The sequence below is a fragment of the Streptomyces sp. HUAS MG91 genome, from assembly GCF_040529335.1.
Lineage (GTDB): Bacteria > Actinomycetota > Actinomycetes > Streptomycetales > Streptomycetaceae > Streptomyces > Streptomyces tabacisoli.
In genome coordinates, this window is the sequence record NZ_CP159534.1 from 1,286,128 (window position 1) to 1,303,104 (window position 16,977).

The window sequence follows — 16,977 nt, forward strand, 5'->3', positions numbered from 1 at the left end:
CGGCAGGGCCCTAGCGGGCGGCCGGAGGCGGAAGAACGAGCCAGTGCCTGTGCATGATCAGCACCCTAGACAGGACTCTTCGACGAGGACAACACGGTTTCCGGCTCGACGGCCGCGGGTGGCGCGGCCGTCTTCGACGACTGCGCGATGAACGCCCCGACCAGCACCACGGCACCGCCGAACAGCTGCGGCGCCGACAGGTGTTCCCCGAGCATGATCCAGGCGAGCACGGTCGCGATGACCGCCTCCAGACAGGCCACCACTCCGGCCACCTGCGGCGAGAGCCGCCGCACGGAGACCACCCCGGTGACGTACGCGACGACGGTGGCGAGCAGCACGATCCAGCACAGCAGCAGCCAGGCGGGCACGGCGGTGCCGTTCATGTCGGCGCTGCCCGCGAGGACCGACCAGTCCATGCCCCAGGGCCGGGCGACGACGGTGAGCAGCGCGGCGCCGACCAGCAGCCCGTACGCGATCACGCCGAGCGGATCGGGGACGGCCCGCCCGTCGGCGTCCGCGTCGCTGCCCTGGTCGGACAGGACGAAGTAGCCGACCTGGCAGCAGGCGGCGCCGAGCGCGAGCAGCAGCCCGAGCACGTCGAAGCTCAGGCCCGACCACACCTCGACGACGCAGGCCAGACCGCCGACGGCGAGGACCACGCCCAGCGCGGCGGCCCGGGTCACCGGCTTGCGCTGGACGAACCGCACCCAGCCGAGCACCAGCGCGGGCGCCAGGTACTCGATGAGCAGGGCGACGCCGACCGGGATGCGGGAGATCGCGGCGAAGTAGCAGGCCTGCACACCGGCGACGGCGAGCAGCCCGAACCCGGCCAGCAGCAGCGGGCGTTCGCGGACCAGCGCGCGGTTGCGCCACGCGACCGGCAGCATGACGAGCGCGGCTCCGGCGACCCGCAGCCACACGACGTGCAGCGAGTCGAGGCCCGCCTCGATCAGCGGCTTGGCCGCGACTCCCGAACCGCCGAAGGCGAGCGCGGAGACCAGGGCGAGCCCGAGCCCGAACCCCCGCCCGGCCGTCTCCCGGCTCTCCTGTGCCCCCGTGGGGCCCTGAGATCCCTGTGACCCATGCATCGGCACATCATGACAGGGTCGGTCATGACCGTCATTCTTGATTGCCCCTGTCTCACGGCCCGGACATCCGCACCCGTCGATACCCGCCCGTACCCCGCTAATTCAGCCGCCGGCGCAGTCCGTCGACGTCCACTCCGGCCCGGCCGAGCACCTCGACGGCCCGCGACTCCCCGTCCGTCGCGAGCGCGGCCAGCACGTCGACGCCGCGCGCCCGCTCGTCACCGCGCGCGGCGGCCCGCCGGGCGCCCGCCTCCATCGCGGCGGCCGCGACGGGCGACCAGGCGGGGACGCCACCGCGCACCACGGGCACGGCCCCGGAGTCCTCCACGGTCCCCTGCCACTGGAGCCCGTAGCCGATGCTGCGCTGGACGAGATAGCCGAGCAGCCGGGCCACCTGCCCGCCGTCGGCGAAGGCCGCGCGCACGTCCGGGTCGGTCTCCAGGAGGGAGTGCAGCAGATGCGCGGAGTCGACCTGCCGGTCCCCGTCCCGGACCGCACGCCGCCGGGCCCCCGCGACGACCAGGGCCAGCTCGTCGCTGAGCGGGGCGTCGTCGGGATCGGGCGGAAGGTGGCCGCACGCGTCGGCGCCGGACGGGAGAGAGCTTTGCACGTACCCCACCCCATCAGCCCCGATGTGCCGGAGCATCCCCGGAGGGGAGCATCTTCGCGTCCGACGCAAGGTGGGCACGGACGAGCGACGTCTCCTCCTTGCGGATGACATCGCGAGGTCCTGCCCGGAGGGGCGCGAGAGCTCCGGCACCGCGCCCCGAACGCAACCGCGACCCCTCTGCCGCTCGTCCGTCACAGTCATGGAGAGCAGGTGCTGGCTCGTCGCCCTGCCCGCGACAGACGGCAGGCTCTACGTGTACCGGGTGTACGCCCCGGACGACGCGCTGCCCGCGGACCTGTTCTGGGACGCCTGGCACTGCCACGACGAGGGCCCGCACCCGCGCGCGTACGACCTCTTCGACGCGGCGGAGATCCACCTGCTGAGCTGAGTGCACGGGCCCCGCATTTCTGACGGTTCATCAGTATTGAATGTTCGAGGCCGCCCGGCTACGTTCCGCGACGACGCATCATGGCTCACTACTCGTAAGGGGTGGCCGCATGGCCGAAGTCAGCGCGGAAGCACGCATCGAGGCACCGGCCGAGAAGGTCTGGGCCAAGCTCACCGACTTCTCCGTGTACGGAGAGTGGAACGCCACCCACACCAGCTTCCCGAAGGGTCCCCCGGCCTCGCTCGAAGTGGGCGGTCAGTTCGAGGAGAACATGAAGCTCATGGGCTTCCCTGCCGAGGTCACCTGGACCGTCGAGGACCTGGCGGACACCCGCACGCTGGCGATCAGGGGCAAGGGCCCGATGGGCGTGAACGTCGGCACGCGCTACACCCTGACCGCGGACGGCGACGCGACGACGGTCCGCGTCGACGGGGAGTTCACGGGCGCGGCCGTCTCCCTGATGGCGGGCAAGCTGAAGGACTCGGCGACGGCGGCGCTCAACGAGTCGCTGCGCAAGCTGGCCGGCCTGGTGACATGAAGCCCTGCTGACACCGGACCCCGCGCACACGAAGAGGCGCCCCGCACGTGTCGTACGGGACGCCTCTTCACCTGTCTGCCCCCGGCCTCGGCCTGGGCCCGCACGGGGCTCAGTCCTCGTCGGCGAGGATCAGGTACAGCTTCTTGCGCGCGTCGTTGATGACGGCGAGGGCCTTCTCGCGCTGCCCCTTGCTGCCGGTCTTCCAGACCTGGCCGAACGCCTCCATCAGGCCGAAGCCGGCCTGCCGGATCTCGTTCATGGCCTCCCAGTCGACGCCGCGGCCGGCCTCCTCCCAGGGGGCCTCGGGGCCCTCCTCGGCGGCGGTGCGGCCCGCGTCGGTCAGCGAGAACAGCTTCTTGCCGCCCTCACTGGCGCTGGCGATCAGGCCCTCGTCCTCCAGCAGCTGGAGCGTCGGGTAGACCGAGCCGGGGCTCGGCTTCCACGCGCCGCCGCTGCGCTCGGCGATCTCCTGGATCATCTCGTAGCCGTGCATCGAGCGGTCCTTGAGCAGCGCCAGGATCGAGGCGCGCACATCGCCGCGCCGGGCCCTGCCGCGCGGGCCGCCGCCGCGACCGCCGCGACCGCCCCAGGGGCCGCCGGGGCCGGGGCCGAAGCCGGGCCCGAAGGGTCCGAACGCCCGCCGGCCCTCGAAGCCGGGGCCGCCCTCGAATCCGGGCCGGCCTTCGTGACGGCCGGGTCCGTAGTGTCCATGTCCGTGGTCGTGTCCGTGGGTACGCATGGGAATCAGTCCTTTCACAACTGATCGGGGGTTTCGTTGACCGCGATCATTGACCGATCGCGATGCCTCAACGATATATCGGAACAGTTCGTTTGGCAACAGCCTCCGAAGGTTGCCGTGTCCGCGCAGGTCAGGCGGCATGCGGCGGCCCGGGGACGTCGCCTACCGTCTCTGATATGCGGATTCGAATCGTGGACGCCTTCACCTCCCGCCCCTTCGCCGGCAACCCCGCCGGCGTCCTGCTCCTCGACGCCTTCCCCGACGACGCCTGGCTGCAGAACGTGGCCAAGGAGGTCAACCACGCCGAGACGGCCTTCGCGCACCCGCTGCCCGAGGGCGGCGACGCGGACTGGGCCCTGCGCTGGTTCACGCCCGCCACGGAAGTGGCCATGTGCGGTCACGCGACCCTCGCGACGGCGCACGTCCTGCACTCCACGGGGACCACGAAGGGGCCGGTCCGGTTCGCCACCCACAGCGGAGTTCTCGTGGCCACGCCGCACGAGGACGGCTCCCTCACCCTGGACTTCCCGACGGCTCCGCTCACCGAGGAGCCGGTGCCCGACGGACTCGCCGAGGCGCTCGGCGCCCGGCCGCTCTCGGTGCGCGACACCGGCCCCTCCGTCGGCGACCTGCTGGTCGAACTCCCCGACGAGCGCACGGTCCTGGCCCTCGCCCCGGCCCTCAAGGCGCTCGGCGCGCACTCCACGCGCGGGGTCATCGCCACCGCGCCCGCCGAGGACCCGGCGCGGGGCTACGACTTCGTGTCGCGCTGCTTCTTCCCGAACGTCGGCGTCGACGAGGACCCGGTGACCGGCAGCGCGCACACCGCGCTCGCCCCGTTCTGGGCCGAACGCCTCGGCCGCACCGAGCTGACGGGCCTCCAGGCCTCGGCCCGCACCGGCCTGGTCAGGGTCGCGCTGCGCGGCGAGCGCACCCTGCTCACCGGCTCCGCGGTGACGGTGATCGACGGTGAACTCAACAGCCGTCCCTAGGGTGTGTCGCCACTCAGTCCCGAGACCGCCGGGTGGCCACGACCGCCGAACTGACCGGGGTCGTGAGCACCTCGGTCGCCACGAGGGCCGGGTGCGTCAGATAGAACAGGCGCAGCTCGTCGACGTCTCCCTCGAACCGCGGCGGCCAGCCGGCGGACGGGGTGAAGTCGTCCATGACGAGCAGGCCGCCGGGGGCGAGCAGGGAGACGACGCGCTCGGCGTCGTCCCGCTTGCCGCCGCCGTCGCAGAAGAAGACGTCGAACGGCGCGTACCGCTCCAGCAGCCGCCAGTCCCCCTGGAGCACGCTCACCCGGTCGTCGTCGGCGAAGATCCCGGCCGCCCGACGGACCAGCTCCGCGTCCCGCTCCACGGTGACCAGCCGCGCCCCGTCGCCGAGCCCGCTGTGCAGCCAGGCGGCGCCCACACCCGCACCGGTGCCGCTCTCGGCGATCGTTCCCCGCGGCTTCGAGGCGGCGGCCGCGCTCAGCAGCCGCCCCACCTCGGGCAGGCAGCTCTTGTCGAACCCCAGCTCGGCCGCGATCCGCTCCGCCGCCGCCACCCGCTCCGGCACCACACGCTCGTACAACGGTCACGCCCCCTCGATCGGTGTCCCGCGCTCGTCCGACGGGAAGCAACGTAACCCGCGCGCGGGGTGATCAGGCGGTGGGCAGCCAGTCCACCTTCCCGGCGAGCAGCGCGTATCCGACGAACGCGCCGACATCCAGCAGGGTGTGGGCCACGACCAGCGGCCCGACCCGCCCCCACCGCCGGTACAGATACGCGAAGACGACGCCCATCGCGAGGTTCCCGAAGAACCCGCCGATGCCCTGGTACAGGTGGTACGAGCCGCGCAGCACGGACGACGCGACGAGCGCCGTGCCGGGCGTCCACCCCAACTGCCCCAGCCTGCGCAGCAGATACCCGACGACGATGACCTCCTCCAGGACGGCGTTCTGCGCCGCCGAGAGGATCAGCACCGGGTACTTCCACCACACGTCGGGCAGCGCCTCGGGCACCACGGTGAGGTTGAACCCGAGCCCCCGCGCCGCCAGATAGAAGGCGATCCCGCAGCTGCCGATCACGGCGGCGATCGCGGCGCCGCGCGCCGAGTCGAACCACGGCCGGGTCCGGTCGAAGCCGATCGTGCGCAGGCTCCCGCCCTCCCGCAGCAGAAGATGCGCGACGAGCGCGACGGGCACGAGCGCGCTGGCGATCCCGAACAACTGCCACGCCAGATCAAGCCACGGACGCCCCGGCGCCGCCGAGGCGTTGAGGGTCGCCGCCTGATCCTTCAGACCCCCCGGTTTGGTGACCGATCCGACAAAGCTGATCAGCGCGGACACGCCACTCGCACCGAGCGAAAGCCCCAGAACGAGCAGTGTCTCGTCCCGGAGGAATCGCCGTGAAAGCCGCTCGCCGGGAAAAGATCCGGCCACCGACCCTGGTTCCACCTGCACACCTGCCTTAGTTGTGTATTCCCGCCTCATCCCTCACGTCGCCCCGCTAGGGTCTCGAATGCAGGTACGAAGATCGCGCGCGACAGGCCGAGGGGACGGGGCGCCGCAGTCCGGCGAACCGCTCCCCTTTCTTGCTTCACCGCTTATATCGCAACTGCCTTTACGGCTCAGGGAGGGGCTCCAACGTCATGGGACGTCACAGCAGCATGCCCGACGAGTACGGGACGGCCACGGCCGACCGCCGACCGCGATCGCGCGGCCGCACGGTGGCCATCGCGACGGCCCTGGTCCTCGTCGTCGCGGCGGGCACGGCCGTGGCGCTCCGCAGCGACCTGCTCCATCTCGGCGGCTCCTGCGGAAAAACGGTCCATCTCAGCGTGGCCGCCTCCCCCGACATCGCCCCCGCGCTGCGCGCCGCCGCCACCCACGCCCGGGACCAGGAGCTGACCTCGGACGGGGCCTGCATCGACGTGGCCGTCTCCGCCCGCGACTCGTACAAGGTCGCCGACACCCTGCGCAGCGGGAAGGGCGGGGAGGACTTCCAGGTCTGGGTGCCGGACGCGGAGCTGTGGATCAAGCGGGTCGAGCAGAACGACAAGGCCACGAGCGTGTCGACGACGGGCACGGTCGCCACGTCACCGATCGGCGTGGGCATGGTCGCCTCGGCCGCCAAGTCCTTCGGCTTCCCCGAGAAGAAGTACGGCTGGACGGAGCTGGCGGGCGCCGCGTTCCAGGACAACAAGCTGCGCCTGGGCGCCGCCGACCCGGCCCGCAGCGCCACGGGGCTGCTCGCGCTCACCAGACTCGCCACGGCCTCGGCGAAGTCGGGCGACGACGGGACCCAGGCCGCCGCCATGGCGAAGATCCTCTCCCACCGCACGTCGGACAGCGACGGCCAGCTGATGGACACCGTCGCCCGTGACGAGTCCGGCACCGAGAACGGCAACCCCAAGCGCAACGAGGCGCTGGTCCTCTCCGAACAGGCCGCCTTCGCGCACAACGCCGAGGTGGGCGACTCCGGCGCCCTCGACCTCTTCTATCCCAAGGACGGCTCGCCGGAGCTGAGCTACCCCTTCACCCTGGTCGACGAGTCCTCCCTGAGCACGGAGGAGAGCCGCGCCGCCGTCCGCTTCATGACGCTGCTCAACACCTCCGAGGGCCACCGCATCCTGAGCAAGTACGGCTTCCGCGACGAGGACGACGCGGTGGTGAAGTCGGTCGCCGAGGGCGCCGGCGGCCGCGCGCCGCAGCCCTACGACGACGCCGCCTCGGAGCCGGCCTCGGACGAGCAGCTGGAGCAGACCCTCGGCATGTGGACGATCACGGTGCAGAGCGCCCGCGTCCTCGTGGTCGTGGACGCCTCCGGCTCGATGGCGAACCCGGCGCCGGGCCGCGCCGAGTCCCGGATGGAGGTGACCAAGGCGTCGATGCTGGCGGCCCTGTCCACCTCCTTCACCGACGAGGACGACATCGGCCTGTGGGAGTTCGCGACCAAGCTGGACGGCGACCGCGACTACAAGAAGCTCGTCCCGACCACCCGTCTCGGCGACCGCAGCGGCTCGGGCACCCAGCGCGAGCGCCTCTCCGCCGCGTTCGCCGCGCTCCAGCCGGTGCCGGACGGCGCGACGGGCCTGTACGACACGACGCTCGCCGCCTACAAGGACGCCAAGGCGACGTACAAGAAGGGCAAGTTCAACGCCGTGGTCGTGGTGACCGACGGCGTGAACGAGGACCCCGGGTCGATCTCCCGCAGCAGCCTGATCCAGCAGTTGCAGTCGATGACCGACTCCGAGCGGCCCGTGCCGCTCATCGCGATCGCCGTCGGCCCGAACACCGACAAGGAAGAGATCGAGCAGATCGCCGAGGCCACCGGCGGCTCGGGCCATCAGGTCCGCGACCCCGCCGACATCCAGCAGGTCATCCTCAAGGCCATCATGGAGGCGGGCGCGCGGACCAACTGATCAGCGCAGCGGCACGGCGGGCTCCGGCAGCCCGACGGGCCAGGTGTGGACCGGTTCGCCCAGGTGCATCAGCTCGGCGTACCGGCGGGTGGTCGCCGCGAGCGCCGCGTCCCGGCCGAGGCCGCTCTCCAGGGCCCGGTGGTAGGTCGCGGCCTGCCACTGCGCGCCGTTCGTGCGGCGAGCGCAGCGCTCCTCGATGACCCCGAGGTAGAAGTCCCGGTCGGCGGGTTCGACGCCCCACGCGTCGAGCCCGGCGGCCGCGAGCGGCAGCAGCTCGTCCCGTACGAGCGTCACGGCCGGCACCGCCTCCGTGCCGCCGAACCGGCCCCGGCGCGGCCACTGGAGCCGCGCCTCGATCCCGTACCGGCAGGCGGCGTCGAAGTTCCGCGACGCCGCGTCGAAGGAGAGCCGCGACCACACGGGGCGCGCGTCCTCGGCGAGCGCCCGTACAACGCCGTAGTAGAAGGCCGCGTTGGCGATGACGTCGGTGACGGTGGGCCCGGCCGGCAGCACCCGGTTCTCCACCCGCAGATGCGGAACCCCGTCGACCACCCCGTACACGGGCCGGTTCCAGCGGTACACGGTGCCGTTGTGCAGCACGAGTTCGGCGAGGCTCGGTGTGCCGCCCTTCTCGACGACCTCCAGCGGCTGTTCGTCGTCGAGCAGCGGCAGCAGCGGCGGGAAGAAGCGCAGATTCTCCTCGAAGAGGTCGTACGCGGAATCGATCCACCGCTCCCCGAACCAGGTCCGCGGCCGTACTCCTTGCGCGACGAGTTCCGGCGGCCGGGTGTCCGTCGACTGCTGGAACAACGGCGGCCGCGACTCCCGCCACAGCTCACGCCCGAACAGGAACGGCGAGTTGGCACCGAGTGCAATCTGTACGGCGGCGACCGCCTGCGCCGCGTTCCACACATCGGCGAAACGTCCCGGTGTGACCTGGAGATGGAGCTGCACCGAGGTGCACGCCGCTTCCGGGGCGATCGACGCGGAGGTGCAGCTCAGCCGCTCGACGCCGTCGATGTCGAGGGCGAACTCCTCGCCCCGCGCGGCCACGATCTGGTCGTTGAGCAGGGTGTAGCGGTCGACGTCCGACAGATTCGCGGAGACGAGATCCTCCGCGCTCAGCGTCGGAAGAATACCGATCATCACGATTCCCGCGGCGACCTCATTGGCTTTGCGGTGCGCATAGCCGAGACCGGTCCGCAGCTCTTCCGCCAGCTGGTCGAGCACTCGCCCGCCGAGCCGGTGCGGCGCGATATTCACTTCGAGATTGAACATCGCGAGTTCCGTCTGGAAATCGCGGCTCGCAATCCTCTCCAGCACTTCCGCATTCATCATTCTCGGCAGACCGTCCGGCCCGGCGAGATTCAGCTCGATCTCCAGACCCATGAGATTCTTGGGCCGGTCGAACCGCTTCTCCTCCAGCAGCCTCTGGAGTCCCTCGAGACACTCCCTGTGCTTGTCCCGGTAGCGTCGCCGGTCAGCCATGTCGACCGTACCCGCAACGACCTTCTCCCCCATGGAAGCGTCCCTCCTCGCATGGGCGGCCCGACCACCCGGCCGCATGTCACGGTGGATGATGCCCAGGCAATGTGATCGATAACGCCCCCCTCGGGCCCGTGGGGCAGTACGCTCCACGCAGTTACCCCGAGGCACATTCCTTAGGCATGCGGCCTCCAGCAGATTCACCGGGCCGAGATCTGGTGAAAAACGCCGACGAGAACCAGCCGACCCCTTGACCTAAAGACAACGAGGTCACGGCCGGGCCACTCGCGGAAACCGCGGAAAATACCCGCAAATTAGCCCCGGAACTCCGGCTGATTAAGCCCTTGCTGATGCCACGGGGTGTGGTAGCCGAAACACAGAGTGAACATACGTCGTATAAACTCCGCGAACGAGACAGAGTGTGGGCGCCCGTGGCCGATGCCCCCGCCCTCTCTGGCCCGCCACGCACCTTCTGTGTACTCACGTGCCCCCAGCAGCAGACAGCGCCGTCCGCTCTCCCGCACCGCCCCCAGCACCACGTGCCTGTCGAATGAGAGGCGACCCACCATGCCGCTGCATGTCCCTCCGGCCCCCGCGCCCGCCCTGCGCACCGTCCTCACGGCTCTCGGCTCCCCCACCGCCGTCCGTGAGGCGCGTACCCCGTCACTGCGTGCCGCCCAAGGGCCCGCAAGCCCCGAACTCCCGCTTCCCGTCCACGTCCTGGACCACATCACCGAGACCACGGGCCCCTCGCGCGCCCGTCTCACCGGCTGGCGCTTCCTGATCCGCTGTGGGGAGCGGGCCGTGGCCGCCGCCGACACGATGCTCACCCCCGACGGCTGGGCCTTCTCGCACTTCTTCGAGGGCCCCTACATCGCGTCCACCGAACGCGCCCTGCGCCAGGCGGAGTCCCTGACCAAGCACTACCAGCCCCGGCTGCTCTCGGTGCCCGAGCTGTACATGCTCACGCTGTGGCTGCACGGGGACCACACCGCGGACCCGGCGACCGGTCATCCGGCGGCCGACGACATCCTGGTCCCGCTCGCGCCGGCCCCGCCCGGCATAGCGGCCCACCGGCCGCACCGCGTCGCCGAGTTGCTGCCGGTCCTCACCCACCGGCTGACGCCCGCGCGCGCCACGACCCTGCTCGCCTGACGCGGCCGGAGACCGTCCCGCTCGACCCGACCGAAGACCTGTGCCCCGCGCCGCCCGCCGTCCGGCCGCGGGGCACAGCCCTGTCCGCGCGCGACCGCCCCGACCGGACTAGCCCCATCCGGCCACCCCGAACCACCCGAAGGGACAGTGCCGTTGAGCTGAACCGTCCGCACGGGTGACGCGTCTCCAACCTGTGAGGACCGCTGCTACGAAATCCCTGCGGATTGACGCCCACAGGGCAACACTGGGTTCCGACCGACTGACAACGGGGGTGCGGCCATGAACAAGCCTTCACGCCGCAGCACGGACAGCGACGCCACCGTCATCGACATCACTACGCAGCGAAAGATCCCATCCATGTGCCAGCACCAGCGACCGTGCCCGACAGCAGACTCCGCGGACCGGGAAGCCGCGCTCCCCGTGGCCCACCACCCGGAGCAGGGCTGGAGCCTTCTGTGCAACGGAGTCCTGCTTTTCGAGGACACCGGCGAACTGCTGCCCAACGGCACCATCATCGCCCCCCACCGCCCCCTGGGCACGGTGGTGACAGCGGCCTAGAGCCCCCCAAGGGGCGCGGGGAACTGCGCGACCAGCCACGCACAACGGCCGGCCGCGCACCCCCGTCGGATCACGCCTCGTAGGCGTCCATGGGCGGGCAGGAGCACACCAGGTTCCGGTCACCGAAGGCCTGGTCGATCCGCCGCACCGGCGGCCAGTACTTGTCGGACGCCACGACCCCCGCGGGGAAGACAGCCTCGTCCCGGCTGTACGCGTGCTCCCACTCCCCGCCGAGCATCCCGGCCGTGTGCGGAGCGTTCCGCAGGGGGTTGTCGTCGGCCGGCCACTCGCCGGAGGCGACCCGCTCGATCTCGCCCCGGATCGCGATCATCGCGTCGCAGAACCGGTCGAGCTCGATGAGGTCCTCGCTCTCGGTCGGCTCGATCATCAGCGTCCCGGCGACCGGGAACGACATGGTCGGCGCGTGGAACCCGTAGTCGATGAGCCGCTTGGCGATGTCGTCGACGCTGACGCCGGTCGCCTTGCTGAGCGGCCGCAGATCGATGATGCACTCGTGCGCGACGAGGCCGCCGGGCCCGGTGTACAGCACCGGGAAGTGCGGCTCGAGCCGCTTGGCGATGTAGTTCGCCGACAGCACGGCCACCTGCGTGGCCCGCTTCAGGCCCTCGCCGCCCATGAGCCGTACGTACGCCCAGGAGATCGGCAGGATCCCGGCGGAGCCCCACGGCGCGGCGGAGATCGGCCCGACCCCCGTCTCGGGACCGGCGCTCGGCTGGAGCGGGTGGTTCGGCAGGTACGGCGCCAGGTGCGCGCGCACGCCGACCGGACCGACACCCGGGCCGCCGCCACCGTGCGGGATGCAGAACGTCTTGTGCAGGTTCAGGTGCGAGACGTCGCCGCCGAAGTGCCCGGGCTTGGCGAGCCCCACCAGGGCGTTGAGGTTGGCACCGTCGACGTACACCTGACCACCGGCGTCGTGCACGGCGGCGCAGATGTCCGCGACGTGCTCCTCGAACACACCGTGCGTCGACGGGTACGTGATCATGAGCACGGCGAGCTGATCGGCGTACTGCTCGATCTTGGCGCGCAGGTCCTCGACGTCGATCTCGCCGTCGTCGGCGGTCTTGACGACGACGACCTTCATGCCGGCCATCACCGCGCTCGCGGCATTGGTGCCGTGCGCGGACGACGGGATGAGGCAGACGGTGCGCTGCTCGTCGCCGTTGGCCCGGTGGTAGCCGCGCACCGCCAGCAGACCGGCGAGCTCGCCCTGCGACCCGGCGTTCGGCTGGAGCGACACCTTGTCGTAGCCGGTGACCTCGGCGAGCCGCTCCTCCAGCTCACGGATGAGCGTGAGGTAGCCCTGGGCCTGCTCGGCCGGCGCGAAGGGGTGCAGCTGGCCGAACTCGGGCCAGGTGACCGGCTCCATCTCCGTCGTCGCGTTCAGCTTCATCGTGCAGGAGCCGAGCGGGATCATGCCGCGGTCCAGCGCGTAGTCGCGGTCGGCGAGCCGGCGCAGGTAGCGCAGCATCGCGGTCTCGGAGCGGTACTGGTGGAAGACGGGGTGGGTCAGGTACGCGTCGTCGCGCAGCAGCGCGTCCGGCAGCGTGTCCCCGGTGGCGGCGTCCAGCGCCTCGATGTCGGCGCCCTCGACGCCGAAGGCCTCCCAGACGATGCCCAGCTGGGCGCGGGTGGTGGTCTCGTCGCAGGCGGCCGAGACGTGGTCGGCGTCGACGAGCCGCAGGTTCACCCCGTTCTCCCGCGCGGCGCTCACCACGGCGGCGGCGCGGCCCGGCACCCGTACGGTCACGGTGTCGAAGTACGCCTGGTGCACGACCTCGACGCCGCCCGCGGTGAGACCGGCGGCCAGCACCGTGGCGTAGCGGTGGGTGCGCCGCGCGATGGACTTCAGCCCGTCGGGCCCGTGGTAGACGGCGTACATGCCGGCCATGACGGCGAGCAGCACCTGCGCGGTGCAGATGTTGCTGGTCGCCTTCTCGCGGCGGATGTGCTGCTCACGCGTCTGGAGGGCGAGGCGGTACGCCTTGTTCCCGTCGGCGTCCACGGAGACGCCCACGAGACGGCCCGGCAGCGAGCGCGCGAACTTCTCGCGGACCGCCATGTATCCGGCGTGCGGCCCGCCGAAGCCCATCGGCACACCGAACCGCTGCGTGGTACCGACGGCGATGTCCGCGCCCAGCTCACCGGGCGAGGTCAGCAGCGTCAGAGCGAGAAGATCGGCGGCGACGGTGACGACGGCGCCCAGCTCGTGCGCCTGGTCGATGACGGGCTTGATGTCCCGCACGGCGCCGGAGGCGCCCGGGTACTGCACGAGCACTCCGACGACACCGCGCTCGGCGACCTCGGCGGGGATGCCGTCGCTCAGGTCGGCGACGACGATCTCGACACCGGTCGGCTCGGCCCGCGTCTCGATCACGGCGACGGTCTGCGGCAGCGCGTCGGCGTCGACGACGTACACGCCGTTCTTGACCTTGCCGATGCGCCGGGACAGCGCCATGGCCTCGGCGGCGGCCGTGCCCTCGTCGAGCAGCGAGGCGCCGGAGGTGGGCAGTCCGGTCAGCTCGGCGACCATGGTCTGGAAGTTGAGCAGCGCCTCCAGGCGGCCCTGCGAGATCTCCGGCTGGTAGGGCGTGTACGCCGTGTACCAGGACGGGTTCTCCATGACGTTGCGCAGGATGACGGGCGGCGTGAACGTCCCGTAGTAGCCGAGTCCGATCATCGAGCCGAGCACCTGGTTGCGATCGGCGAGGGAGCGCAGCTCGGCCAGCACCTCGGCCTCGGTGCGCGCGCCCGGCAGCTCCAGGGCGTCGGCGCTCTTGATCACGTCCGGCACCGCGGCCGCCGTCAGCTCGTCGAGCGAGCCATAGCCGACCTGCGCGAGCATCTTGGCCTGCGCGGCGTCGTCGGGACCGATGTGGCGCTGCTCGAAGGGGATTCCCTGCTCCAGCTGCGCGAGCGGAATACGGTTGGCTGTCATGGCGGAGGCCTCCTGGTCAGTACGACCTGCGAGGGGCACCACGGCGCTGGTGCCCGGACGGCCTCCCCCTCTGTCATCTCAACCTGAGAGCTTCACCGGCCGCCCGCCAGATCACGGGGCACACCGGCTTTCACCGTCGGTGAGAGCGGGCACCGTGCACCCCGCCCTGCTTTCCAGAGTGACCTCGTCCGTGCGGTACAGGGGCCTGAGAGATTCCGGGGAGGATTTGCTCCTTCGGCGCCCTCCGACGACAGTCGGGGGACTCTCCCGCACGGGGTCAGCAGCCATTCGCCAGCCTACCAGCGGCGACCTGGAGTCTTCCTCGAGTGGCCGCCTTCCTCAATGTGCTCTTTCGTAGTGTTTACAGACGAGTTGCGACCAGCTGGAGGGCACGTGCAGACCGACATCGATCCGCGCAACCTGATCGGCCGCAAGGCACTCGACCGCAACGGAACGAAGATCGGCACCATCGACGAGGTCTACCTCGACGACGCCACGGGCGTTCCGGAGTGGGCGGCCATACGGACCGGCCTGTTCAGCCGGGACGCCTTCGTCCCCCTGGAGCCGAGCGAACTGGTCGACGGCGCCCTGCACGTCCCCTTCGAACGCTCCCTGATCAAGGACGCCCCCGACTTCGGCGTGGGCCGCCACCTCTCCCCCGAACAGGAACTGCAGCTCTACCACCACTACGGCCTGGACATCTCGTCCCCGACCGACCAGGACGTCTCCTTCGGCCACATCGCGGGCGCACCGGACCCCGAGGCTTCGTAGGACGCGCCCCGTAAGGGGCGCGGGGAACTGCGCGACCAGCCACCGCGTACCCGCACACGCCCACGCACCTCACCCGGCAGACGCCTCAGCGCGCGGGAACCTCGACGAGCGGCAACGGATCAGCGGCCTCCAGCGACGGATCATCCACAGAGAACGTCCGCACCCGCCCCGGCACCACGGAGTACGGCGTCTCGAACCGCACCGTGACCCGCCCGACCCCACTCCCCTGCACCCACCCGGGCCCGAACTCGGCATGCCGCACATCGAGCCCCGCCATCCACCGCCGCGCGGCCGGCTCTTCGGGTACGTCCTCGGCCGGCCCGGCCGTCTCCTCGGCCGCCTCCTCCGCGGCACCCGCCGCCGCCGCTTCCTCCGAGGCGGCCGCCGCCTGGGCGAACAGGTCCTCCTGCGTGAAGTCGGCGAGCCCGGTGACCCCGACGCCGAGCAGCCGCACGCCTCCGGTGGTGTCCACGCCCTCGAGGAGCCGCGCCGCGGCCTCCCGCACCACGCCGGGGTCGTCGGTCGGCCCGCGCAGCGTCTCGGACCGCGTCAGGGTCGAGAAGTCGTACCGCCGCACCTTCAGCACCACGGTCCGCCCGGATCTCCCGGCGGCCCGCAACCGCTCCACACACCGGTCGGCGAGCCGCTGCACCTCCATGCGGACCCGCACCCGGTCATGGATGTCGACGTCGTAGGTGTCCTCGACGGAGACGGACTTGGAGTCCCGCTCGGCGACGACCGGCCGCTCGTCGCGCGCGAGCGCCATCGCGTACAGATGACTTCCGTGGGCCTTCCCCAGCATCCGTACGAGCTCGTCCTCGCCCGCCTCGGCGATCTCCTCGACGGTGTGGATCCCGGCCCGGCGCAGATGGTCCCCGGTCGCCGGCCCGACGCCCGGCAGGATCCGCACGGGCTTCGGCCCGAGCAGTTGCCGCTCGGTCCCCGGCGGTATCAGCAGCAGCCCGTCCGGCTTGGCCTCCTCGGAGGCGATCTTGGCGAGCATCTTGGAGACGGCGAGCCCCACGGATCCGCTCAGCCCGGTCACCCGTCGAATGTCACCGCGCAACTTCAGCCCCACGGCTTCCGCGGAAGACGCGTCCCAAGCCGTCTCACCGGCCTCCAGATCGACGAACGCCTCGTCCAGGCTCAAGGGCTCCACGAGCGGCGAAAGCTCCCGCAGAAGGGCCATCACCTGCTCGCTGATCTCGCGGTACAGCCGGAACCGGGGCACCAGGTACGCGGCGTTCGGCGCGAGCCGCCGCGCCTGCCCCATCGGCATCGCCGAGTGCACCCCGAACGCGCGCGCCTCGTACGAGGCGGTGGCCACGACACCGCGCGGCCCGAGCCCGCCCACGACGACGGCTTTCCCGCGCAGGCTGGGCTTCGCCGCCTGCTCCGCGGAGGCGTAGAAGGCATCCATGTCGAGATGCAGAATCGTCGGTGCGGTCCTCACACCACCGATGCTGCCCTACGCCACTGACAACGCGGCCGCACGACCGTCACACGGCGCGGTTGCGCCGCCTCGCGAGCTCGTCCGCGGGGTTGGTCCTGACGATGGTCTCGCCGGTGTCCACCCGCTCCCCGTGCAGCTGCGACAGCGCGCTCTCCACGTCCCGCCAGACGACCCCCACCGCGATGCCGAAGATCCCCTGCCCGCCCTGGAGCAGATCGTGGACCTCGTCCGACGACGTGCACTCGTACACCGTGGCGCCGTCGCTCATCAGGGTCATGCGCTCCAGGTCCCCGAAACCGCGCTCCCGCAGGTGCTGCACCGCGGTCCGGATGTTCTGGAGGGAGACCCCCGTGTCGAGGAACCGCTTCACGACCTTCAGGACGACGACGTCCCGGAAGCTGTAGAGCCGTTGCGTCCCCGACCCGTACGCGGGCCGCACACTAGGCTCGACCAGGCCGGTCCTGGCCCAGTAGTCGAGCTGCCGATAGGTGATGCCGGCCGCCGCGCACGCGGTCGGTCCCCGGTATCCGATCTCTTCGGAAGTCGCGTCGCCATCCGCTCCCGCCGCCACAGGCACCGCCTGCGGGCGCTGCGGAGTGTGATCGGCCGCGCTGCCGTGAAACGTGTACGGACCGCCCGTAGCCGTACCGTCGCCGCTGCTTCTCACGCCGACCTCCTCTTATGACCTGCCTTCTCGACGGTAAGCAGTCACTGGGGGTGCGTCAACGAACGCCACACTCGCCACGCCGAGTGATAATCACCCTAAGAGTGGTTTCCCGTACCCCACAGCGGGGAAAGGCTAGCCGAATGCGCCGAGGCGGCC

General features: G+C 71.2%; 16 protein-coding genes and 1 riboswitch. Of the genes, 7 read left to right on the plus strand and 9 right to left on the minus strand.

Features of this window, described 5'->3' with window-relative positions; all coding sequences use genetic code 11:
- Positions 1-65 precede the first annotated feature (65 nt).
- The gene (locus ABII15_RS05960) at positions 66-1,088 is read right to left on the minus strand and encodes an EamA family transporter (RefSeq protein ID WP_353941221.1); all 1,023 of its coding nucleotides are present in this window, start codon (positions 1,086-1,088) and stop codon (positions 66-68) included.
- A 97-nt stretch (positions 1,089-1,185) separates the two neighbouring features.
- Positions 1,186-1,698: a Clp protease N-terminal domain-containing protein gene (locus ABII15_RS05965; protein ID WP_353941222.1), complete on the minus strand. Its 513-nt coding sequence runs from the start codon at positions 1,696-1,698 to the stop codon at positions 1,186-1,188.
- 199 nt (positions 1,699-1,897) lie between these two features.
- Between ABII15_RS05965 and ABII15_RS05970 the strand changes: the two genes are divergently transcribed.
- Entirely contained in the window at positions 1,898-2,086 is a 189-nt protein-coding gene (locus tag ABII15_RS05970) for a hypothetical protein (protein ID WP_353941223.1), read from the plus strand.
- A 109-nt stretch (positions 2,087-2,195) separates the two neighbouring features.
- Positions 2,196-2,624, plus strand: coding sequence for an SRPBCC family protein (locus ABII15_RS05975; protein WP_353941224.1), 429 nt, complete (start codon positions 2,196-2,198; stop codon positions 2,622-2,624).
- 109 nt (positions 2,625-2,733) lie between these two features.
- Here ABII15_RS05975 and ABII15_RS05980 read toward each other — a convergent pair whose 3' ends face one another.
- Complete coding sequence (locus ABII15_RS05980) at positions 2,734-3,363, minus strand: PadR family transcriptional regulator (RefSeq protein WP_353941225.1); 630 nt, start codon at positions 3,361-3,363, stop codon at positions 2,734-2,736.
- 176 nt (positions 3,364-3,539) lie between these two features.
- On the opposite strand from ABII15_RS05980, the gene ABII15_RS05985 reads away from it, so the two are divergent.
- On the plus strand, positions 3,540-4,355 hold the full coding sequence (locus ABII15_RS05985) for a PhzF family phenazine biosynthesis protein (RefSeq protein ID WP_353941226.1): 816 nt from the start codon (positions 3,540-3,542) through the stop codon (positions 4,353-4,355).
- Between the two features lie 13 nt (positions 4,356-4,368).
- Here ABII15_RS05985 and ABII15_RS05990 read toward each other — a convergent pair whose 3' ends face one another.
- Both ABII15_RS05990 and ABII15_RS05995 read right to left on the minus strand, forming a co-directional pair.
- Positions 4,369-4,914: a class I SAM-dependent methyltransferase gene (locus ABII15_RS05990; RefSeq protein ID WP_353946973.1), complete on the minus strand. Its 546-nt coding sequence runs from the start codon at positions 4,912-4,914 to the stop codon at positions 4,369-4,371.
- A gap of 97 nt (positions 4,915-5,011) precedes the next feature.
- Complete coding sequence (locus ABII15_RS05995; protein WP_353941227.1) at positions 5,012-5,812, minus strand: type II CAAX endopeptidase family protein; 801 nt, start codon at positions 5,810-5,812, stop codon at positions 5,012-5,014.
- Between the two features lie 188 nt (positions 5,813-6,000).
- On the opposite strand from ABII15_RS05995, the gene ABII15_RS06000 reads away from it, so the two are divergent.
- Positions 6,001-7,773: a substrate-binding and VWA domain-containing protein gene (locus ABII15_RS06000; protein ID WP_353941228.1), complete on the plus strand. Its 1,773-nt coding sequence runs from the start codon at positions 6,001-6,003 to the stop codon at positions 7,771-7,773.
- Here ABII15_RS06000 and ABII15_RS06005 read toward each other — a convergent pair whose 3' ends face one another.
- The gene (locus tag ABII15_RS06005; RefSeq protein ID WP_353941229.1) at positions 7,774-9,294 is read right to left on the minus strand and encodes a glutamate-cysteine ligase family protein; all 1,521 of its coding nucleotides are present in this window, start codon (positions 9,292-9,294) and stop codon (positions 7,774-7,776) included.
- 531 nt (positions 9,295-9,825) lie between these two features.
- On the opposite strand from ABII15_RS06005, the gene ABII15_RS06010 reads away from it, so the two are divergent.
- Together ABII15_RS06010 and ABII15_RS06015 are read left to right on the plus strand one after the other, a co-directional pair.
- A complete protein-coding gene (locus ABII15_RS06010; RefSeq protein ID WP_353941230.1) occupies positions 9,826-10,413 on the plus strand; it encodes a hypothetical protein in 588 nt (195 codons plus the stop codon).
- A 357-nt stretch (positions 10,414-10,770) separates the two neighbouring features.
- Positions 10,771-10,971 (plus strand): DUF5999 family protein, encoded by a 201-nt coding sequence (locus ABII15_RS06015; RefSeq protein WP_353946974.1) that lies wholly within the window; start codon positions 10,771-10,773, stop codon positions 10,969-10,971.
- Positions 10,972-11,041: 70 nt separating this feature from the next.
- On the opposite strand, the gene gcvP is transcribed toward ABII15_RS06015, so the two are convergent.
- Positions 11,042-13,930 carry an aminomethyl-transferring glycine dehydrogenase gene (gene gcvP, locus ABII15_RS06020; RefSeq protein ID WP_353941231.1) on the minus strand — a complete coding sequence of 963 codons (2,889 nt, stop codon included), beginning with the start codon at positions 13,928-13,930 and terminating at the stop codon, positions 11,042-11,044.
- Positions 13,931-14,113: 183 nt separating this feature from the next.
- Positions 14,114-14,210, minus strand: a riboswitch (glycine riboswitch).
- 113 nt (positions 14,211-14,323) lie between these two features.
- Between gcvP and ABII15_RS06025 the strand changes: the two genes are divergently transcribed.
- A complete protein-coding gene (locus tag ABII15_RS06025; protein WP_353941232.1) occupies positions 14,324-14,701 on the plus strand; it encodes a PRC-barrel domain-containing protein in 378 nt (125 codons plus the stop codon).
- A gap of 85 nt (positions 14,702-14,786) precedes the next feature.
- Here the strand turns inward: ABII15_RS06025 and ABII15_RS06030 are convergent, their stop codons facing one another.
- Both ABII15_RS06030 and ABII15_RS06035 read right to left on the minus strand, forming a co-directional pair.
- On the minus strand, positions 14,787-16,154 hold the full coding sequence (locus ABII15_RS06030; protein ID WP_353941233.1) for a DNA polymerase IV: 1,368 nt from the start codon (positions 16,152-16,154) through the stop codon (positions 14,787-14,789).
- A gap of 46 nt (positions 16,155-16,200) precedes the next feature.
- Entirely contained in the window at positions 16,201-16,821 is a 621-nt protein-coding gene (locus ABII15_RS06035; protein ID WP_353941234.1) for a MerR family transcriptional regulator, read from the minus strand.
- Between the last annotated feature and the right edge of the window lie 156 nt (positions 16,822-16,977).

Excerpts from the sequence above, each read along its gene's own strand:
- ABII15_RS06015 (WP_353946974.1), top strand. The coding sequence starts at position 10,771 with ATGTGCCAGCACCAGCGACCGTGCCCGACAGCAGACTCCGCGGACCGG.
- ABII15_RS05960 (WP_353941221.1), bottom strand. The coding sequence starts at position 1,088 with ATGCATGGGTCACAGGGATCTCAGGGCCCCACGGGGGCACAGGAGAGC.
- ABII15_RS05975 (WP_353941224.1), top strand. The coding sequence starts at position 2,196 with ATGGCCGAAGTCAGCGCGGAAGCACGCATCGAGGCACCGGCCGAGAAG.
- ABII15_RS05985 (WP_353941226.1), top strand. The coding sequence starts at position 3,540 with ATGCGGATTCGAATCGTGGACGCCTTCACCTCCCGCCCCTTCGCCGGC.
- ABII15_RS05980 (WP_353941225.1), bottom strand. The coding sequence starts at position 3,363 with ATGCGTACCCACGGACACGACCACGGACATGGACACTACGGACCCGGC.
- gcvP (WP_353941231.1), bottom strand. The coding sequence starts at position 13,930 with ATGACAGCCAACCGTATTCCGCTCGCGCAGCTGGAGCAGGGAATCCCC.
- ABII15_RS06010 (WP_353941230.1), top strand. The coding sequence starts at position 9,826 with ATGCCGCTGCATGTCCCTCCGGCCCCCGCGCCCGCCCTGCGCACCGTC.
- ABII15_RS06000 (WP_353941228.1), top strand. The coding sequence starts at position 6,001 with ATGGGACGTCACAGCAGCATGCCCGACGAGTACGGGACGGCCACGGCC.
- ABII15_RS05970 (WP_353941223.1), top strand. The coding sequence starts at position 1,898 with ATGGAGAGCAGGTGCTGGCTCGTCGCCCTGCCCGCGACAGACGGCAGG.
- ABII15_RS06005 (WP_353941229.1), bottom strand. The coding sequence starts at position 9,294 with ATGGGGGAGAAGGTCGTTGCGGGTACGGTCGACATGGCTGACCGGCGA.